The organism is Actinomyces oris (assembly GCF_006546825.1).
Lineage (GTDB): Bacteria > Actinomycetota > Actinomycetes > Actinomycetales > Actinomycetaceae > Actinomyces > Actinomyces oris.
Map to the genome: position 1 here is coordinate 637,190 of NZ_VICC01000001.1, position 17,527 is coordinate 654,716.

Here is a 17,527-nt window from a genome sequence, read left to right on the forward strand (position 1 = left end):
GGTCACGGCGTCCACTAGCCTCCGGCGACGCTCGATGACACCGCACCGATACCGGCCTCCTGATGCCCGTGACACCGATGGGTGCGGTCTGCGCGGTCGGGGACAAAGCCTGCCCGGTGGGGACATTCGACGTCGTCGGGTGCGGTCTGCGCGGTCGGGGACAAAACCTTCCCGGCGGGGACGATCGACGCCGTCGGGTGCGGAAATCCTGTCCCCGCAGGCGTGAGATGTCCCCGGCCGGAGTGGAGTGTCCCCGGGCGCGTGAGATGTCCCCGGGCCGGATTGGCTGACATCGAGGCGCACGAAGCCGCCCGGTGCTCATCGGGATGATGAGCACCGGGCGGCTTGCGTGGCTGAGGCGCCTGGGTGGCGCGGTGAGGTCAACTCATATCAGTAGGAGGAGGTCTCCTCGCCGGCCGGCTGCCCCTGGTTCTTCAGGGCCGCGAAGGCGGCGTTGATCGCGTCGTCGTCACCGTCGGTGATCTGGGCGGGGACCTGCTGCTGGGCGCCCGGAAGGGTCGGGTTCTGCCCGGACTTCAGGGCCGCAAGACGGGCCTCGGCCTCCAGACTGGTGCCGGAGGCCTCGAGCTCGGCGAACTGGGACTCCAGGGAGGAGCCGGCCAGCTCCATCTGCCCGGCGGCCTGGGCCTCGACCCGACGCACCTGGTCCTCGTAGCGGGACAGCTCGCTGGTGGGGTCCAGGACGTTGATGGAGCGGATGGCGCCCTGCACCTTGACCTGGGCCTCGGCGGTCTTCTGACGAGCGATGAGCTGGTCGCGCTTGGAGCGCAGCTCGCCGAGCTTGACCTCCATCTGCTGCAGGCCGGTCTTGAGCTGCTCGACGACCTGGCGCTGGGAGGCGATCATCGGCTCGGCGGCCTTGGCCTCGTTCTCCGCCGTGATCTGCTTGGTCAGCGCGATCTTGGCCAGCGAGTCCCACTTGTCCGCGCCGGCCGTGTCACCGCCGGAGCGCAGCTGGTCGGCCTTGCGGGAGGCGGCCAGGGCCTTGTTGCCCCAGTCCTTGGCCTCGGCGACGTCGGCGTCGTGGTCCTTCTCGGCCAGACGCAGGTTGCCGATCGTCTGGGCGACGGCGTCACGGGCCTCGGCGATGGATGCCGTGTAGTCCCGCACCAGCTGGTTGAGCATCTTCTCCGGGTCCTCGGCGCGGTCCAGGAGCGCGTTGATGTTGGCGCGGGTGAGCTGGGCGATGCGCCCCAGGATCGACTGCTTCTCAGCCATGGTTGTTCGTCCTTCCGTCGAGCTGCGACGTCGGTGTGGGCAGATTGTGGGCAGGTATAGACCCGGCGCTCGCCGGGTGGTCGCCAGGTGGTGGCCGGTGGGCCAGGCGGATCAGGCGTCATGATCGCAGGTCCCAGCGCTCGGCGTCATGCGGGCGGGGGTCGCATCGCTCAGGGCATGACTGGAGTGCGACCGGGGTCGGACGCCGGCAGGACGCGGCTCAGAAGTCGCCGCCGCCGTCGAAGAAGCCGCCGCCTCCACCTGAGAAGTCCCCACCGCCGGAGAAGAAGCCGCCGCCTCCGCCCCAGTCGCTGTCGTGGTGGTGGGAGCTCCAGCCGCCGTAGTTGTGGCCGCCGCCCAGCAGCAGCCCGCCCAGCAGGAGCGAGCCCAGGTCGAGCCCGCCGCCTGAGCGGCCGTAATCGCGGGAGTAGGAGTAGCGCTCACCGGAGTTCGGGCTCCACGAGCTCGACGATCCGCGCACGTCGGCCTCGGCCAGGGCCTGGGCCTGGGCCACGAGCGGCTCGGCCGCCGCGACCTCCGCCAGGGCGGCCACCGGGTCAGTGGTCTGGACGGTGGTGGCGGCCGTGGCGTGACGGGCGGCCTCACTGAGTGCGGTGCGCGCCGAGGGGCCCACCGCTCCGCGATAGGTGGTGATGTAAGAGGTCACGGACTCCACCTGGGAGTTGAGGCGGGCCAGGCGCGAGCCCAGGGAGGCCCGGGCACGCGAGTCGTTCTCCTCGCGCTCGCGTGCCGGGGCCAGGGCGGCGTCGATGGCGGCCTCGGCCCGGGCCAGGTGGTCCAGGGCGGCCAGGGGGTCGCCGCTCGGGTTGGCGCCACTGGCCTGACGGCCCTCGGCGACGGCGGCCTCGGCGTCGGCCACGAGCGGGGCCAGGGTCGCCGCCGGCACCGTGCCCTCCAGGCGCTTGGCGTCCACCAGGTCCGAGGAGATCGAGGCGATGGCCGCCTCCAGGTCCTTGGCCGCGCTCTGAAGGCGCTCGCGGGCCCCGGTGACCTGTGCGGCCAGCTGACCGGCCTGGGCGATGGAGCCCTGGGCGATGCGGACCTGCTCGACCGCCGTCGCCTCCTGGGAGGCCTCGACGCTGGCGCGGGCCTGGTCCAGGGCGGTGCGCCCGGCGGCCAGCAGGCGGCGGGCCTGCTCGGGGGCCTGGGCCACACTGGTCAGGGAGGAGGCGGGATAGGCGGCGCTGAGCGTCACCAGGATCGTCTCGGCCATGACGATGGCCTGCTCGGTCTCATCGGCGCGCTGGGCGGTCTCGGCGATCGACGTCGGCAGGTTCGCCTCGATGCCGCGCCGCTTGTTGAAGGCCTCCTCCTGAGCGCGGATCTCACCGACCGCCTCCGAGCAGTGCTGGAGGATCTCGGTGTACATCTGGCGCTGCTGCGGCTCGGTCTCGGGGATGTCGTCGTCGAGGATCTTGCGCAGCTCGAAGCACCGCGACAGGTGCTTGCGGGCGCTGTCCAGGGCGGCGGTGAAGGCGTCCGTGGCGGACAGGCCGAACTGCGCCTGCGCGTAGGACAGCTCCTCGGCGGCGGCGCGCACCGTGTCATCGGCCTGGACCAGGGCGCTGCCGGCCTGGGTGCGCAGCTGCTCCACCGTCATCGCCGCGGGGCCCGCGGGCTGGTTGCCGGGGGCGCCGCTCTGATTCCTGCGCTTGCCGAACAGCATGTCGTCGTTCTCCTTGTTCTTCCTGCGCTTGTACACCGTCCAGGCGGCGGCCCCGCCGGCCGCGACCGCGCCCCCGCCCAGCAGGAGCGGAAGCGCCGAGGAGCCTGAGTCACCTGAGCTGCCCGAGCCCGATGAGCCGGACATGTTCTCCGGGATGGCGGCCACGGCGTCGTCGTAGTTGCCTGCGCTGAGCTGCTTCTTGATGGCCGAGTCGATCCGCTTGTAGTCGGACTCGGAGAACTTCGAGGAGTTGTCGTGCGCCTGCAGCTTGTAGCTCTTCGAGGCCGAGCCGTCGGAGGGGATGTTGATGACCAGGAGCATGTCGTCGCGTCCCAGCTTCGTGTCCTTGAAGGTCTGCGCGGCGATGGCGGAGGCCTTCTGGCTGGAGTCGGAGACGGTCAGCACCCACAGGCCCACGCCGTACGTGGAGGACATGGTGTCCACGGCCTGCTGGGCCTTGGAGGCATCCAGGATCCCGAGCTCATCGGTGACGTGCTCGGTCAGGGTGGTCGACGCCGCCGGGAGGGCCCGGGGCGCGCCCGCCGAGGTCTGTGCGGAGGAGGCCAGGGCCAGGGATGCGGAGCCGGGCGTCGTCGGAGCGGCTGCGGCGCCGGCAGAGAGCCCCAGCAGCCCCAGGGCGGCCGCCGTCGCGACGCCGGAAAGGGCCATCTGGTGCCAAGGACGGGGGAGTGGGGGCTGCTGGTTCTTCATCCGGGACATCGTCCCCGCAGGGTCAGGGTGTGAGCAAGTCGTTTCGCCTCAGGCGGCACGCCTGCGCCTGTCACTGAGCGCAGGCAACCGAACCGGCGGCAGAATGTCGTCCATGACTGACACGCTCACGATCACCGTCATCGAGCCCGAGGAGCTCGCGCCCGTGGGGCGTCTGGGGGAGTGGCTCTTCGCCGAGGGTGCCTCCCTGCGCATGGTGCGCCCCTGGCGGGGCGAGCCCATCCCTTCCCTGGACGAGATCGGCGATGGCCTCGTCGTGCTGGGCGGTTCCATGAGTGCCCACGATGAGGGTGAGCACCCCTGGCTGGCGGACCTGCGTGAGCTGCTGCGCGGCGTCGTCGCCGACGACGTCCCCGCCATCGCCATCTGCCTGGGTGCCCAGGTGGCCGCCGAGGCCCTCGGGGGCTCCACGGCCGTGCCGGCGCTGGGCAACGACGAGGTCGGCGTCGTCGAGCTGACCATCACGGCCGCCGGCGAGAGCGACCCGGTCTTCGGGGCCGTGGCCGCCGAGGCCATCCGCGCCGCCCACCGCGCCGGAATCCCCACCTCCGACGGCACCCGCCTGCCCGTCATCGTCTCCCACCACGACGCCGTCACCCACCTGCCCGAGGCCGCCACCCTGCTGGCCTCCTCCGACCGCTCCCCGGTTCACACCTGGCGGGCCGGGCGACTCCTGGCCTTCCAGCACCACCCCGAGTCCGACCCGGCGCGCGTGGCCTACTGGCGCACCCGTGACGCCCTCAACGACCTGGCCGGAAGCATGGACGCGGCCTCCCTCCAGGCTGCCCGCGATGCCCTGGAGGTGGCCGCCGGCCGGAGCGCCGCGCCGGGCGCCGCCGGAACCCACGGGGCCACGGCCGCCGACCTGCCCGAGGCGGCCGCCAGCGCCGGGGCCGCCGCCCGTGAGCAGGCCGAGAGGGTCGACCCCGCCATCCAGGCCTTCGGCCGCAGCCTGGCCCGCGTCCTCGTGCGCAACGTGCGCGCCCGCCGTCTGGCGCGCTGACCGGGCTGCCGGCCCTCACCGGCCCGGCCGGCTCGGTTTGTCCGGCTGGGCGGGTTCGTCCGGCTGCGCCTCGTTCACCGCCGGGCTGGGCTCACCTGTTCTCGGTGAGGTCCTCGGCGTCGATGATGGCGTAGGCGTAGCCCTGCTCGGCCAGGAAGCGCTGCCGGTGGGCGGCGTACTCCTGATCGGCGGTGTCGCGGGCGACGACCGTGTAGAAGTGGGCCTGGCGGCCGTCCTCCTTGGGGCGCACGATCCGCCCGAGCCGCTGGGCCTCCTCCTGGCGCGAGCCGAAGGAGCCCGAGACCTGGATCGCGACGCTCGCCCCGGGCAGGTCGATGGAGAAGTTCGCGACCTTGGAGACCACGAGCGTGCGGATCTCCCCGCAGCGGAAGGCGTCGTAGAGGCGTTGGCGCTCGCGCACCGTCGTCGCCCCGGTGATGACGGGGGCGTCCAGGTGCTCGGCGATCTCGGTGAGCTGGTCCACGTACTGGCCGATGACCAGGGCCGACTCGCCCTCGTGGCGGGCCAGGAGGGCCTCGATGATCGGCAGTTTGCGCGGTGAGCAGGCGGCCAGGCGGTAGCGCTCCTCGGGCTCGGCGGTCGCGTAGGCCATGCGCTCACCGGCGTCGAGGGTCAGGCGCACCTCGGTGCAGATCGCCGGGGCGATCCAGCCCTGGTTCTCCAGGTCCTTCCAGGGGGCGTCGTAGCGCTTGGGGCCGATGAGGCTGAAGACCTCGTCCTCGCGGCCGTCCTCGCGCACGAGGGTCGCCGTCAGGCCCAGGCGGCGGCGCGCCTGCAGGTCCGCGGTCATACGGAAGATCGGGGCTGGCAGGAGATGGACCTCGTCATAGACGATGAGCCCCCAGTCGTGGGAGTCCAGCAGGTCCAGGTGCGGGTAGACGCCTTTGCGGCGAGTGGTGAGCACCTGGTAGGTGGCGATCGTGACGGGGCGGACCTCTTTGCGCGAGCCGGAGTACTCGCCGATCTCCTCCTCGGTCAGGGTGGTGAAGCGGATGAGCTCCTCCTTCCACTGGCGCGCCGAGACTGCGTTGGTGACCAGGATGAGCGTCGTCGTCGAGCTCTTGGCCATGGAGGCTGCGCCCACGAGGGTCTTGCCGGCCCCGCAGGGCAGGACGACCACGCCCGAGCCCCCCGCCCAGAAGCTCTCCACCGCCTCGCTCTGGTAGGGGCGCAGCTGGAAGGTGTCGGGGGAGTCGGTCAGGGTGATGGGGTGGGCCTCGCCGTCGACGTAGCCGGCCAGGTCCTCGGCCGGCCAGCCCAGCTTGATGAGCACCTGCTTGAGGTGGCCGCGCTCGGAGGGGTGGACGACGACGTCGGCCTCCCCGAGTCGCGTCCCCAGCAGGCCCTTGGTGCGCTTGGAGCGCATGACCTCCTCCAGGACCGGCACGTCGGTGGCGTGCAGAACCAGGCCATGGGCGGGGTCGGTGAGGAGCTGGAGGCGGCCGTAGCGACTCATCGTCTCGGCGATCTCGGTGAGCAGGGCGTGCGGCACCGGGAAGCGCGAGTAGGTGATGAGGGTGTGGACGACCGTCTCCGCGTCCAGGCCCGCGGCGCGCGCGTTCCATAGGGCCAGCGGCGTGATCCGGTAGGTGTGGATGTGCTCGGGGGCGCGCTCCAGCTCGGCGAAGGCGGCGATGGCGCGGCGGGCCTGCCCGGCCTGGGGGTGGGCAACCTCCAGGAGGACGGACTTGTCGGACTGGACGATGAGCGGGCCGTCGGGGGCGGACGGCGCCGGGGACGTAGGATCGCTGGGCGTGGCGGACATGGGCGGGAGTATCCCAAGCCGGGGCAGCGCGCCGCCGTGACGGAGGAGACGTTCCTCTTCCAGCGGGAGGGGCGAGCCGGCCGGCGTCATGCCTGGGCGCGCGTGGCTGACAGTGCTACCGACAGTGACGTCACATCCATTCGCGTCATGACCGCGCAAGCGCAGCTGACGGCCCGGATCTTGGGCTGCCTCGGCGGAGCGCGAGCCGTGGGACGTGAACACGAGCCCCGGAGGCGGGGCGGCAAGCGCTACAAGGGGCCAGAAACGGTGACATCTGCGGGGTTGTGTCCAAATCGGTGACAAAGGCGTGAGGCGCGCTGCGGCCTGCGAAAGAAAACCGCATGATTCTGCGGTTCGTGTTGCTGGCCTCAGGGGTGGTCAGGTCTGTGACTTCTGCGTTTAAATGGCGGGGTTCTTCCGACGTTCCGTGGCAGGCCGGGGTCAGGTGACGCCGATGACCAGGGTGCTTTGGGCGGCTTCGATGACATCGTTGGTGATGGTGTCGAGTTCGTTTATCTTCAGCACGCGCTGGATCTGGGGGATGAGGCGTTCGAGCAGCCGGAAGTTGCCGCGGGTGACCCGCGCGATGGCGGCGATGGCTTGGGCGTCGGTGAAGTCTTCGGGGTCGAGGGTCTTGCCGAGGGAGCGCCAGTGTCGTTGCAAGACGAACAACAGTTCGTCCTGACCCAGGGGTCGGTATTGATGGGCGAACCCGACCCGGCTGTAGAACTGGGGGTAGTGGCTGAACTGCTTCTCCAGTCCGGGCATGCCGATCAGGATCAGTGCGATGTCGTCTCGGTCGTAGCGGTCGCGCAGCAGTTCCAGGGCGGCGGGGCGGAGCCGTTCGGACTCGTCGACGATGATCAGCTCCACGTAGTTCCTGCTGCGGCGCCATCCCCAGGTCTCGGGCGTGACGTCGCCGTGCGGCGCGAGGTGCTGTTCGATGCAGATGTTGGTGCGGGTGATGGCCTGATTGAGCTCATCCTTCAGGGTCCGCGGGGTGGTCAGCACGCTGGGGGTGTAGAGCACGGTGCGGCTCCGGTTCAGGGCGGCGTAGATCTTGGCGTCGTCGTCGGAGCGCGGCCCCCAGTAGGTCAGCAGATCGAGGGCCTTGTCCCAGTGCGCGTAGCGGCGCGCCGAGAGCGTCTTGCCCACTCCGGCCGACCCGAAGCACAGGCCGATGGTGTGGCCGCGGCGCACGGCGTCGGCGAACTCGGTGAAGCGGCGGTGTTCTTTGGTGACGATGAAGCGCTGGCTCACCTCAGGTCCTCCTTGTAGACCTTCAACTTCCGTTTCGGCGTCTGCGCCGCCGCTGGTTCCTCCGCGGGAGGTGGTGTCTCGGTGGTGTGTGCGGCCACGACAGCGATGCGTTCGTTGATGCCGGCCCGTAGTGCCCGGCGTCTCGCGTTGCGAGCGGCCTGGATCTCTTTGAGGCTGACCTTCTGGTCGTGGTGCTCCTGGTTGACGGCCTTGCAGAGGAACTCGTCGTGGTCGAAGACGCGGATCTCGGTGATGTCGCGAGGGTCGTAACGGATCACGACCGACTGTCCGACGTAGCCGGCCAGGGTCGGGGAGACGTAGCGCAGGCCCTGGAATCGGATGCCATCGCGGCGCACGACGCGGGTCTTGGCCACGGTCAGCAACAGTCCGTCGAGAGCTTCCAGGCTCTCGGGCATGCGGGGCAGCCAGCCCTCGGCGATCCACGCGCTGCGCGGGGAGGTGCCGATCTCGCTGTGCGTGCGGTCGTTGTAGGTGGCCACGAACCTTTCGACGGCGGTGTCGAGCTCGGCCAGGGACAGTGTCGGTGTTGGCCAGGGCTGGCCTTCGCCGATGTATCCGGGCAGGTCGGCCAGCAGCTCGGTGTTGACGGTGCCGAAGAACCGCTCGATCTTGCCCCGGCCCTGGGGGCGGGCGACGGTGGAATGGATCAGCCGGATGTGGAGGTCGACGGCGGTGCCGGCGAGCTGGTGGCTGATGAAGTCGCTGCCGTGATCGACGTAGAGCACGTCCGGTAGGCCGCACATCGGCCAGGCCGGGTCGGCCTTGTGCCAGATCGCCTGCCGCAGCGCCAGCTCGTGCTTGTCGCGGTAGGACGCCGCGCCTTCCAGGGCGAGGGTGACCATGCCCGGGTCCAGGGCGCGCACGATCTCCCACACCACCGAATAGGACGGGACCGGCCACCCGTGGATGCCGCAGATGCCGGTGACCTTGCGATGGATCGTGGCGATAGCCGGCCGCGGCTTGCTCAGCGCCAGACCCTCGATCACGTGGACGAGATCGGTCGGCAAGCGGTGGGTGCCGGCGTCCATTCGCGGGGCCGTCTCCAGGCCCGCGTAGCCGTCGGTCCGGTAGCGGGCGTGCCAGCGCTCCAGGGTCCGCAGCCCGACGCCGGACTCGCGGGCCAGACGCGCGAGCGGAACCTCGTCCTCCACATGGAGCCGGAGAATGCGCCACCGCGCCGCAGCGTCCATCGCGCACCTACTGCACGAGGCTCTCGCGGCCACGCTGCGCGCGCTCAAGGGCACGGTAGACCGTGGAGCGGCCGACGCTGAACAGCTCGGCCAGCTCGCCCACGGTGTGCTCCTTGGCGGCATGCAGGTGGACGAGGTGAGCCTCCTGTCGTGGGGTGAGCTTCGGAGACTTCCCGCGCAGCCGGCCCTTGGCCTTGGCGACCTTCATCCCTTCGCGGGTGCGGGCGCGAATGAGGTCGGCTTCGAACTCGGCGACCATCGCCAGCACGTTAAACAGCAGTTTGCCCATCGGGTCCGTCGGGTCATACACCGATCCGGCGATGCTGAGTTTCACCTCGCGGGCCGCGAGGTCATCGGCAATCTCATGAGCATCGCGCACCGAACGTGCCAACCGGTCGAGCTTGGTGACCACGAACGTGTCACCGGCCCGGCATGCCGCCAGCGCCTGCCGCAGCCCGGCGCGATCCGCATTGCGGCCGGTCAGTCCGTGATCGACGTATATGCGCATCGCGTCGACACCGAGAGCGCTGAGGCCATCGCGCTGGGCGGTGAGGTCCTGTTCATCGGTGGAGACCCGGGCGTACCCGACCTTCAAAGCGGACATGCTTCTAAGTGTGTCATATAATGCCCCGTCACCGAACAGTTCACCGGACGGGTCTTACGGGACACCTCGTCAGGCATGCTATAGGACTCCCATGTCGGGAGTGGGTGTGTCCGGTCGAGGTTCCCCATGCGGGACCCTCGGAAGTGTGCCGTCGAGGGACCGTCGCGAGGTGATCGATGGTGATCGGGTCACCGGCGGCGCGCAGCCGCAGCAACGGGACCAGCAGGGCGGTCTCCTCGGACCGGACGAGCCGGTCTGCCAGGTCGGTGGTCTGTCAGGTCGGTGGTGAGGATCGTCTCATTGAGTGCGTCCAATTCTATTGGGGTGAGTGCGCGGTCAGGCGCAGCAGGACAGCTTCGAGACGTCGGTGGTGAAGGCCTTGGCGACGATGCGGATGCCTTCGGCCATGGTCAGGTATGGGGCCCACGCGTCGGCGACTTCTGCGATGGTCTTGCCGAGGATGTGGACGCCGGCGGCGGCGAGCTCGCCGGCGTCCTTGGCGACAGCGGTGAGACCGAGGATCTCGCCGGTGTCGGCGTTGGCGACCATCTTGATGAACCCACGCATGTCCCGGTTCACCAGCGCACGGGGCACGTACTCCAGTGGCAGGACGCGGCAGTCGCAGCGGATCCCGGCCGCGATGACCTCCTTCTCGGTCATCCCGACCGCGCCGATGGCGGGACCGGTGAACGTCACCCGAGGCATCCGTGTGTAGTCGACCGAAGTGTTGGCGTCGGTGAAGGCGTTCTCGGCGACGATCGTGCCGTGCCGGGCCGCGACATAGACGAACTCGGGGTGCCCGGTGACATCCCCGCCCGCCCAGACGCGGGGGTTGGCGGTCTGCAACTGGTCGGTGACCACGATCTGTCCGGCCTCGCCGGTCTTCACCCCCACGGCCTCGAGGTTGAGCCCCTCGGTGACCGGGCGGCGTCCGAGCGCGACGAGGATCTCGTCGGCACGGAACTCCTGCTCGCCGCCCGAGACCTCGGCCATGACGACGACCTGCCCGGTGACGGTATCGCGGGCAACGCGGGAGGGAACAGCGCGGCGGACCACCCGGATGCCCTCGTCGGCGAAGACTTCCTGCAATGATCTGGAAACCTCCGGCTCCTCCTTCGACGCCAGCCGAGAACGCACCAGCAGGGTCACCTTCGAGCCGAGCCGGGCGAACATCTGGGCCAGCTCCAGCGCCACGTAGCCACCGCCGAGCACCAGCAGCGAGTCGGGGCGCTCGGACAGTTCCATCGCCGACGTCGAGGTCAGGTACTCGACGCCGTCCAGCCCCTGGATGAGCGGGACCCAGGGACGGGTGCCGGTAGCGATCAGGTAATGGGCGGACTCGATGGTTTCCACGGTGCCTTCAGCGGCGGTGACCTCCAGCACAGGCGCATCCGGGGTGCCGGCGAAGGCCGCCTGGCCCTGGCGGACCGGCCAGCCGTAGGCTTCGGCCACGTCGAAGTACTTCTCACCCCGCATCGCCTCGACCAGGTCCTGCTTGCCACCCACCAGCCCGGGCATGTCGACCGCGCCCGCGGTGGCGGCGATCCCCGGGAACCGGGAGCCCGCGTCCGCGGCCACGTGGCGGGCCTCGGCGGCCGCTATCAGCGCCTTGGACGGCACGCACCCGGTGTTCACGCAGGTGCCGCCGAACGTACCGCGCTCGACCATCACCACCGACTTGCCCAGCGTGGTGGCGCGGATCGCTGCGGCGAACGCCGCGCCACCCGACCCGATCACGGCCAGATCAATCTTCGACTGCATCCCGAACCCTCCCCGGACTGTTGAGAAATCCTCCTGATGCGGCGATACTAAAGCTTCCAGTACAGGGGAAGGTCAAGGGTGAGACCTGTGACACACGAGGGGTGAGGATGCGGATCGGGGAGCTCGCTGAAGCGGCCGGCACGACCACGAAGACTCTGCGGTTCTATGAAGACCAGGGGCTCTTGCCCCCGGCCGAGCGCACGCCCGGCGGCTACCGCGACTACACGACCGAGAGCCTCACCCGGATCGACTTCATCCACCGCGGCCAAGCCGTCGGACTCTCCCTCGCCCAGATCCGGCAGGTCCTCGACATCCGCGACCACGGCCAAGCTCCCTGCGATCACGTACGCGACCTGCTCGACGCACGCCTGACCGACATTGACCTGAAACTCAGACAGCTCCACGACCTGCGCGACACCCTCGCCGGGCTACGCGACCAGGCCGAGCACGTTGAGCCCGACACGTGCAGCTCCGACCAGGTCTGCCGGTACCTGTAGCCAAGCCCGACGCCGCACGGACACGCCATCGAGGGGTGGTGGTCGACCGAGCCCCAGCCGCACAGCTGGAACGTTCCGCCTCGACCTACTGACACGAAAGTGTCAGCGGCGCAGTGGGCATCGGAACTGCGCCCGAGGGACTCACAGCACGTATCGATCCGGGTGGGTCGACAGGGGTGAGGGTCGCCAACCCCGGTAGTCGTATGGGGATGGCCTTACGGACACGCAGGGCATCGCTACCACCCCCTCGCGTGCGAGGGAGTGGAGGCCGCCACTGAGCGTCTGAAAAACCCCGCCAATTAGCGGACAAAGTCACAGGTCAGGTCCCTTTGTATCCGATGTGGACACCGGCGCCCTTCATCCACGCTCCCCGCTCTGTCCGTGAGTGGGGCGGGGGCGTATTTTGGTGCGGATGAGCCCTTCCGCCTCCACCCAGGACCTCGCCGTGCACCTGACGGCGCTGCCGGACCGCGAGGTCGCCGCCCTGCTGGTGGCGCGCCCGGACCTGGCCGCGCCGCCGTCCTCCTCCTTCCTGGCGCTGGCGACTCGCGCGGGGGCTCCCGGCAGCATCGAGCACGCCCTGGCCGGGCTGGATGCGCCGACGTTGGCCGTGGCCGAGGCGGTGGTGGCACTCAGCCGGCTCGATGAGTCGGGCCGGGCGGGTGGGGCCGGGCCGACCGAGGTGGCCGAGGTGGTCGGGAACGAGCAGGCTGGCGGGGCCGGTGGAGAACCTGCCGGTGGTGAGCCGGCCGGCAGTGAACCTCTCGGCGGTCCCGCAGACCATGCAGCCGACCCGGCCGACCTGGACCGCCCAGACAGTGTTGACCTGGCCGGGTTGGTCGCCGACCACCTCCCGCTGCCTGCTGAGCAGGTCACCGAGGCATTGGAGCACCTGGGCCGGCTGGCGCTCGTCATCGAGGGCAGGCCCGTGGCCGCGCTCGAGGCGGCCTTTGGACCACACCCCTTCGGCCTGGGGCCCTGGGCCGCTGAGCCCCTGAGCACCGAGCAGCTGCCACCCACCCTGGAGGAGCTGAGCGAGCACTCGGCCAGTGGAGCCGGCGGCGAGCCGGTCATCCCGGTGGCCTCCGTGGAGATGCTCCAGGTCCTCACCTGGGGGCCGCCCGCCGGTACCCTGCGCGCCGGCGGCACCGCACCGGGCGCGGCCCCACTCATCGAACGCGGCTGGCTGGAGCGCAGCAGCGATACCCACGGGCGCACCCGCTTCATCCTGCCGCGCCAGGTCGCCCTCGCCCTGCGCGGCGGCCACCTGACCCGCGAGCCCCTCACCGCCCCCGAGGCCAGCGACCTCGAGACGGTGGGCGCCGACGTCATCGCCTCCGAGGCCTCCTTCCACGCCGAGGAGGCCGTCCGGCTCGTGGCCGCCCTCCTGGAGGAGTGGGGCCGCGAGGGTGGCACGATCCGCCGCACCGGCGGAGTGAGCGCGCGCGCCCTGGCGCGCACCGCCGACGCGCTCGACCTGGAGGCCGATGTCGCCGCCCGCATCATCGAGATCGCCGCGGCCGCCGGGCTCCTGGGGCTCGACGAGGACGGCACCACCTGGGTGCCCTCCTCCCAGGCCGCAGGATGGCTCGCCGACAGCCTCCCCCAGCGCTGGGCGCCGCTCGCCCTGGCCTGGTCGGGCAGCGCCCGCACCCCCTGGCTGACGGGCACCCGCGATGACGACGGCACCCTGCGCGCCGCCCTCAGCCCGGATCTGGAGGCCGGGTGGGTGGCGCGACTGCGCGCCCGGGTGCTCGCCCTCCTGGGTGACCTCCCGTCAGGCGCCAGTGCGACCCCCGCCTTCGTGCGGGCGGCCTTGACCTGGCAGAGTCCCCGGCGCACCATCCCCGGCGGGGCGATCTCCGCGGTCCTGGCCGAGGCCGAGACCCTCGGGGTCACCGGCGGCGGGGCGCTCACCGAGGCCGGCAGGATCCTCGCCCGACGGGCGGCGGCGAGCCTCGACGAGCAGGACACCGGACTCAGCGGCAGGCCCGGCGGCCCCACCGACCCTGGAGACGCCAACCGCGCCGAGGAGGCGGGCGGTGAGGCACACGCCGAGCCGCTGTCGGATGACGAGGCCCTCACGGCCCTCGAGGTGGCGCTCGCCGCGGACCTGCCGGCCGCCGTCGAGATGATCCTCGTCCAGTCCGACCTCACCGCCATCGTGCCGGGTCGGCCCGCCCCCGAGCTGGCCGCGCTGCTGGAACGCACGAGCGTCGTCGAGTCGCGCGGCGGGGCGCTCACGGTGCGCTTCACGCCCGAGTCGGTGCGCGGCGCGCTCGACGTCGGCTACCGGGCCGAGGAGATCACCCAGGAGATCGGCCGTTACAGTCCCACGCCCCTGCCGGACTCGCTGAGCGTGCTCATCCAGGACGCCGCCCGCCACCACGGGGCGGTGCGTGTGCGAGCCGTGTCCGCGCTGCTGCGGATCAGCGACGAGGCCACGGCCGCCGGGCTCCTGGCCGAGCCGCGACTGCGGGACCTCGGCCTGGACCAGGTGGCGCCCGGGATCCTCGTGGCCACCGCAAGCGCCGGGCAGGTGCTGCGCGAGCTGCGCGCCACCGGGCTGGCGCCGGTGACCGAGGACGCCAGCGGCCACCTGGTGGTCGGGCCGGCCACCGCGCAGCAGGCCCGCCGGGCCCCCGAGCCGACGCGCCCCGGCAGCGAGCACTCGGTGCGACGGCGCAGGCCCGGGAGGCGCGAGCTGACGACCCTCGTGGGGCGGCTGCGCGTGGGGCAGGAGGCGCTGCAGGCCGCCGGGGAGACGGCTGTGGCCACCGACCCGGTGCACGCCCTGGCGGTGCTGCGCCAGGCCCAGTCCTCGCGCTCGCGGCTGCGGCTGAGCCTGGCCGGCCCCGACGGCGCCGTGCAGGAGCGGCAGGTGCGGGTCATGGCCGTCGAGCCTGGGCGGGTGCGCCTGCGCGACGTCGTGCGTGAGACCGAGCTGACCGTGGCCGTCCACCGCATCGTCTCGGTCGAGGCGAGCTGACAGTTCTCTCACTTACCGACAGAATCTTCAGAATCGACGCGTATCTGTGTCGATTGTGAAGATTCGGTCGAAGTGTGGGAGGGCGGGGTGGTGTGCCCAGGCCAACCCGCGCGGGCCGGGGAAGTTCCAGGAGCCTCCCCTACACTGGCCGAGTGACCGACACGATCGACTCTCACACCGACGCCTCAGGCGAGCCCGCAACCGGGACCGACTCGGGTTCACCGGCGGGCGCCGCCACCGGGGCGCGCACCTCCACGGCGACCCTGGAGCGCCCGGCTCTGGCACCGAGTGCGGCCTCGCCCTCTCCGACGCAGGCCCCCGTGCCCCGCGCCGGTGCCCTGCCGACCCCGGCCGAGCAGGCCCTGGCCGCCAAGGACAAGACCCTCACCTCCCCGGCGGCCATCGAGTTGGCCCGCCACGCGTTGGAGGAGGTCACCGACCCCATCACCGTCGGCGAGTACGTGGCTGCCGCGCCCGACGCCGAGCGCCTCGTCACCCACCTGTTCGACTGCACCCTGAGCGGCTACCGCGGCTGGCGCTGGGCGGTCACCCTCAGCCGCGTCCCGCGCGGCCGCACCGCCACCGTCTGCGAGGTGGAGCTCCTCCCCGGCGAGGAGGCCCTCCTCGCGCCCGCCTGGGTCCCGTGGGCCGAGCGCCTCGAACCCGGTGACATCACCCGCTCCGATCGCCTGCCCCGCAAGGAGACCGACGAGCGTCTCGAGCCCGGGTGGGAGGCCACCGGTGAGGACGCCGACGCCGTCGCCCTGGATGAGCTCGACCTGGGCCGCCCCCGGGTCCTGAGCGCCCAGGGCGTCGCCAGCGCCGCCGAGCGCTGGTACGGCGGCGACCACGGCCCCGAGGCCGAGGGCGTCCGCAAGGCCCACGCCACCTGCTCCACCTGCGGCTTCTTCGTGCCGATGGCCGGCGCCCTGCGCGCCATCTTCGGCGTGTGCGCCAACGAGTGGGCCGCCGACGACGGCAGCGTCGTCTCTCTGGACCACGGCTGCGGTGCCCACTCCGAGACCGACCTGCCCGACCAGGGCCCGGAGTGGCCCATCAACCCCTCCCGGGTTGACGACCACCTCATGGTGCCGCTGAGCACCAACGGGCTCGACCTGCGCGAGGGCCGCAGTATCGCCGAGCTCGCCGACGAGCAGGCCGACGACGTCGACGCCGAGCCGGGTGGTGCCCCCGCCGAGGACACGGCAGACGCGCCCGGTCAGGGATCCGGTGCGGAGTTGCCTGCTCAGGAGGCCGAAGGCCCGGCTGATGGCGCGAAGGCCACGGACTCCGACGCCCAGAAGGCTCAAGCCGAGGACGGCGCCGCCGGCACGGATGCCACTGCGCCCGCGGCCGAGGAGCAGTCGGAGGAGCCCGGGACGAAGACCACCAAGAAGTCCGCCGCGTCCGAGCAGAAGCCCGCCGCGAAGCGTTCCCGCCGCGTGGCCTCCTCGACGCGCCGCCGTCGCATGGCCGACTCGCCGGAGGAAGCCTCCGAGGAACGCAGCAGCCGCCTGGTGGGGTTCGACCTGGGAGAGCTCGAGCGGGCGGCCGCCGCGGCGTCGGCCTCCTCGGCCCCTGATGCTGCGAGCGCCGCCGAGTCTCTTGAGGCAACAGCGGATCGGCCTTCACCGGCCCCCGCCGGAGTCGAGTCCAGCGAGACACCCAGCGAGCGGGCCGCCTCGGCCCGCGCAGCCGTCGCCGGCCTGTCCCTGGCCCTCGGGATCGACATGCCCCAGGGCGACGCAACCTCCGACGACACCGAGAGCGCCGAGGTCGACGCCCCCGCGGAGCAGTCGCCGCGGACCCTCGCCGAGCTCGAGGCCATCCTGCCCAACCGCTCCTGAAGCCGCGTCAGCCGCGGCCCGTCATCATGCCTCGGCGAGGCGCTTGGCGGCTTCCAGCACGTCATCGAGCATCGCCTCGGTGAGCCGACCGGTGAACGTGTTCTGCTGGCTGGGGTGGTAGCTGCCGAGCAGCGTCACCGGCCTGCCGTCGGGCCTGGTCAGCTCCGCCGTCGCCCCGTGGCCGAAGCGCGGCTGGGGGCGGGGGAGAGTCCACCCCGCCTCGCGGGTGACCCGCAGCACCGCGCCCCATCCGATCCCGCCCAGCGCCAGCAGCACCTTGACCTCGGGCATGAGGGCGATCTCGCGGGCGAGCCACGGCGCGCAGGTGGCCCGCTCGACAGTCGTCGGCTTGTTGGCCGGCGGGGCGCACCGCACGGCAGCGCCCATGCGCGCCCCGGTGAGCCGCTGCCCGTCACCTGCCGCCGTCGAGGTGGGGGACGTCGCCAGGCCCGCCCGGTGGAAGGCCGCCCACAGCCAGTCCCCGGAGCGGTCCCCCGTGAACATCCGGCCGGTGCGGTTCGCCCCATTGGCCGCGGGCGCCAGCCCGACGACGTAGATGCGGGCATCCGCCGGCCCGACACTCGCCACCGGTCGCCCCCAGTACGGCTCATGGGCGAAGGAGGCGCGACGACCGGTCCGGGCCACCGCCTCACGCCAGGCCACGAGTCGGTCGCAGGCACGGCACACCGTGATCCGGGCATCAAGCGCGGACAGTTCCGACGATGCACCGGCCAGGCGCGCCACGTCGGCGGCCGAGCGGGCTACAGGTGTTGCGGCAGTAGCGGGATCGTCGGGCCACCCGGTCCCGGGAGGGACCGGGGAGTCGAAGAACGCTCCGGTGACGGGGTGCGGGTCAGCCATGTCCTCATTGTGAGCGTGTGGAGCGCACCGTGGGCCGGCTTCCGTCACCGGTG

At 71.5% G+C, this 17,527-nt stretch carries 12 protein-coding genes; 4 read left to right on the plus strand and 8 right to left on the minus strand.

The window, feature by feature from the left end; genetic code table 11:
- Positions 1-390 precede the first annotated feature (390 nt).
- Both FK267_RS02680 and FK267_RS02685 read right to left on the minus strand, forming a co-directional pair.
- The gene (locus FK267_RS02680; protein ID WP_075377907.1) at positions 391-1,239 is read right to left on the minus strand and encodes a PspA/IM30 family protein; all 849 of its coding nucleotides are present in this window, start codon (positions 1,237-1,239) and stop codon (positions 391-393) included.
- A gap of 220 nt (positions 1,240-1,459) precedes the next feature.
- Positions 1,460-3,637: a TPM domain-containing protein gene (locus FK267_RS02685; RefSeq protein ID WP_141406165.1), complete on the minus strand. Its 2,178-nt coding sequence runs from the start codon at positions 3,635-3,637 to the stop codon at positions 1,460-1,462.
- Between the two features lie 112 nt (positions 3,638-3,749).
- On the opposite strand from FK267_RS02685, the gene FK267_RS02690 reads away from it, so the two are divergent.
- Positions 3,750-4,658 (plus strand): type 1 glutamine amidotransferase, encoded by a 909-nt coding sequence (locus FK267_RS02690; RefSeq protein ID WP_141406167.1) that lies wholly within the window; start codon positions 3,750-3,752, stop codon positions 4,656-4,658.
- A gap of 91 nt (positions 4,659-4,749) precedes the next feature.
- Here the strand turns inward: FK267_RS02690 and FK267_RS02695 are convergent, their stop codons facing one another.
- From FK267_RS02695 to merA, 5 genes are all read right to left on the minus strand, one after another.
- Positions 4,750-6,444 (minus strand): DNA repair helicase XPB, encoded by a 1,695-nt coding sequence (locus FK267_RS02695; RefSeq protein ID WP_141406168.1) that lies wholly within the window; start codon positions 6,442-6,444, stop codon positions 4,750-4,752.
- Positions 6,445-6,885: 441 nt separating this feature from the next.
- Entirely contained in the window at positions 6,886-7,704 is an 819-nt protein-coding gene (locus tag FK267_RS02700; RefSeq protein WP_065361617.1) for an AAA family ATPase, read from the minus strand.
- Positions 7,701-8,915 (minus strand): Mu transposase C-terminal domain-containing protein, encoded by a 1,215-nt coding sequence (locus FK267_RS02705; RefSeq protein WP_141406170.1) that lies wholly within the window; start codon positions 8,913-8,915, stop codon positions 7,701-7,703. Before FK267_RS02705 ends, FK267_RS02700 begins: the two co-directional genes overlap by 4 nt.
- Before the next feature lie 7 nt (positions 8,916-8,922).
- Complete coding sequence (locus FK267_RS02710) at positions 8,923-9,519, minus strand: recombinase family protein (protein ID WP_065361615.1); 597 nt, start codon at positions 9,517-9,519, stop codon at positions 8,923-8,925.
- 336 nt (positions 9,520-9,855) lie between these two features.
- Complete coding sequence (gene merA / locus FK267_RS02720) at positions 9,856-11,280, minus strand: mercury(II) reductase (RefSeq protein WP_065361614.1); 1,425 nt, start codon at positions 11,278-11,280, stop codon at positions 9,856-9,858.
- Between the two features lie 107 nt (positions 11,281-11,387).
- Here merA and FK267_RS02725 point away from each other — a divergent pair, with 107 nt between their 5' ends.
- The 3 genes from FK267_RS02725 to FK267_RS02735 all read left to right on the plus strand — a co-directional run bounded on the left by FK267_RS02725 (position 11,388) and on the right by FK267_RS02735 (position 16,613).
- A complete protein-coding gene (locus FK267_RS02725) occupies positions 11,388-11,777 on the plus strand; it encodes a heavy metal-responsive transcriptional regulator (protein WP_010613285.1) in 390 nt (129 codons plus the stop codon).
- Between the two features lie 412 nt (positions 11,778-12,189).
- Positions 12,190-14,766, plus strand: coding sequence for a helicase-associated domain-containing protein (locus FK267_RS02730; protein ID WP_232622500.1), 2,577 nt, complete (start codon positions 12,190-12,192; stop codon positions 14,764-14,766).
- 152 nt (positions 14,767-14,918) lie between these two features.
- Positions 14,919-16,613 carry a DUF3027 domain-containing protein gene (locus tag FK267_RS02735; RefSeq protein ID WP_232622501.1) on the plus strand — a complete coding sequence of 565 codons (1,695 nt, stop codon included), beginning with the start codon at positions 14,919-14,921 and terminating at the stop codon, positions 16,611-16,613.
- Between the two features lie 24 nt (positions 16,614-16,637).
- On the opposite strand, the gene FK267_RS02740 is transcribed toward FK267_RS02735, so the two are convergent.
- The gene (locus FK267_RS02740) at positions 16,638-17,474 is read right to left on the minus strand and encodes a uracil-DNA glycosylase (RefSeq protein WP_141406174.1); all 837 of its coding nucleotides are present in this window, start codon (positions 17,472-17,474) and stop codon (positions 16,638-16,640) included.
- Positions 17,475-17,527: the final 53 nt, after the last annotated feature.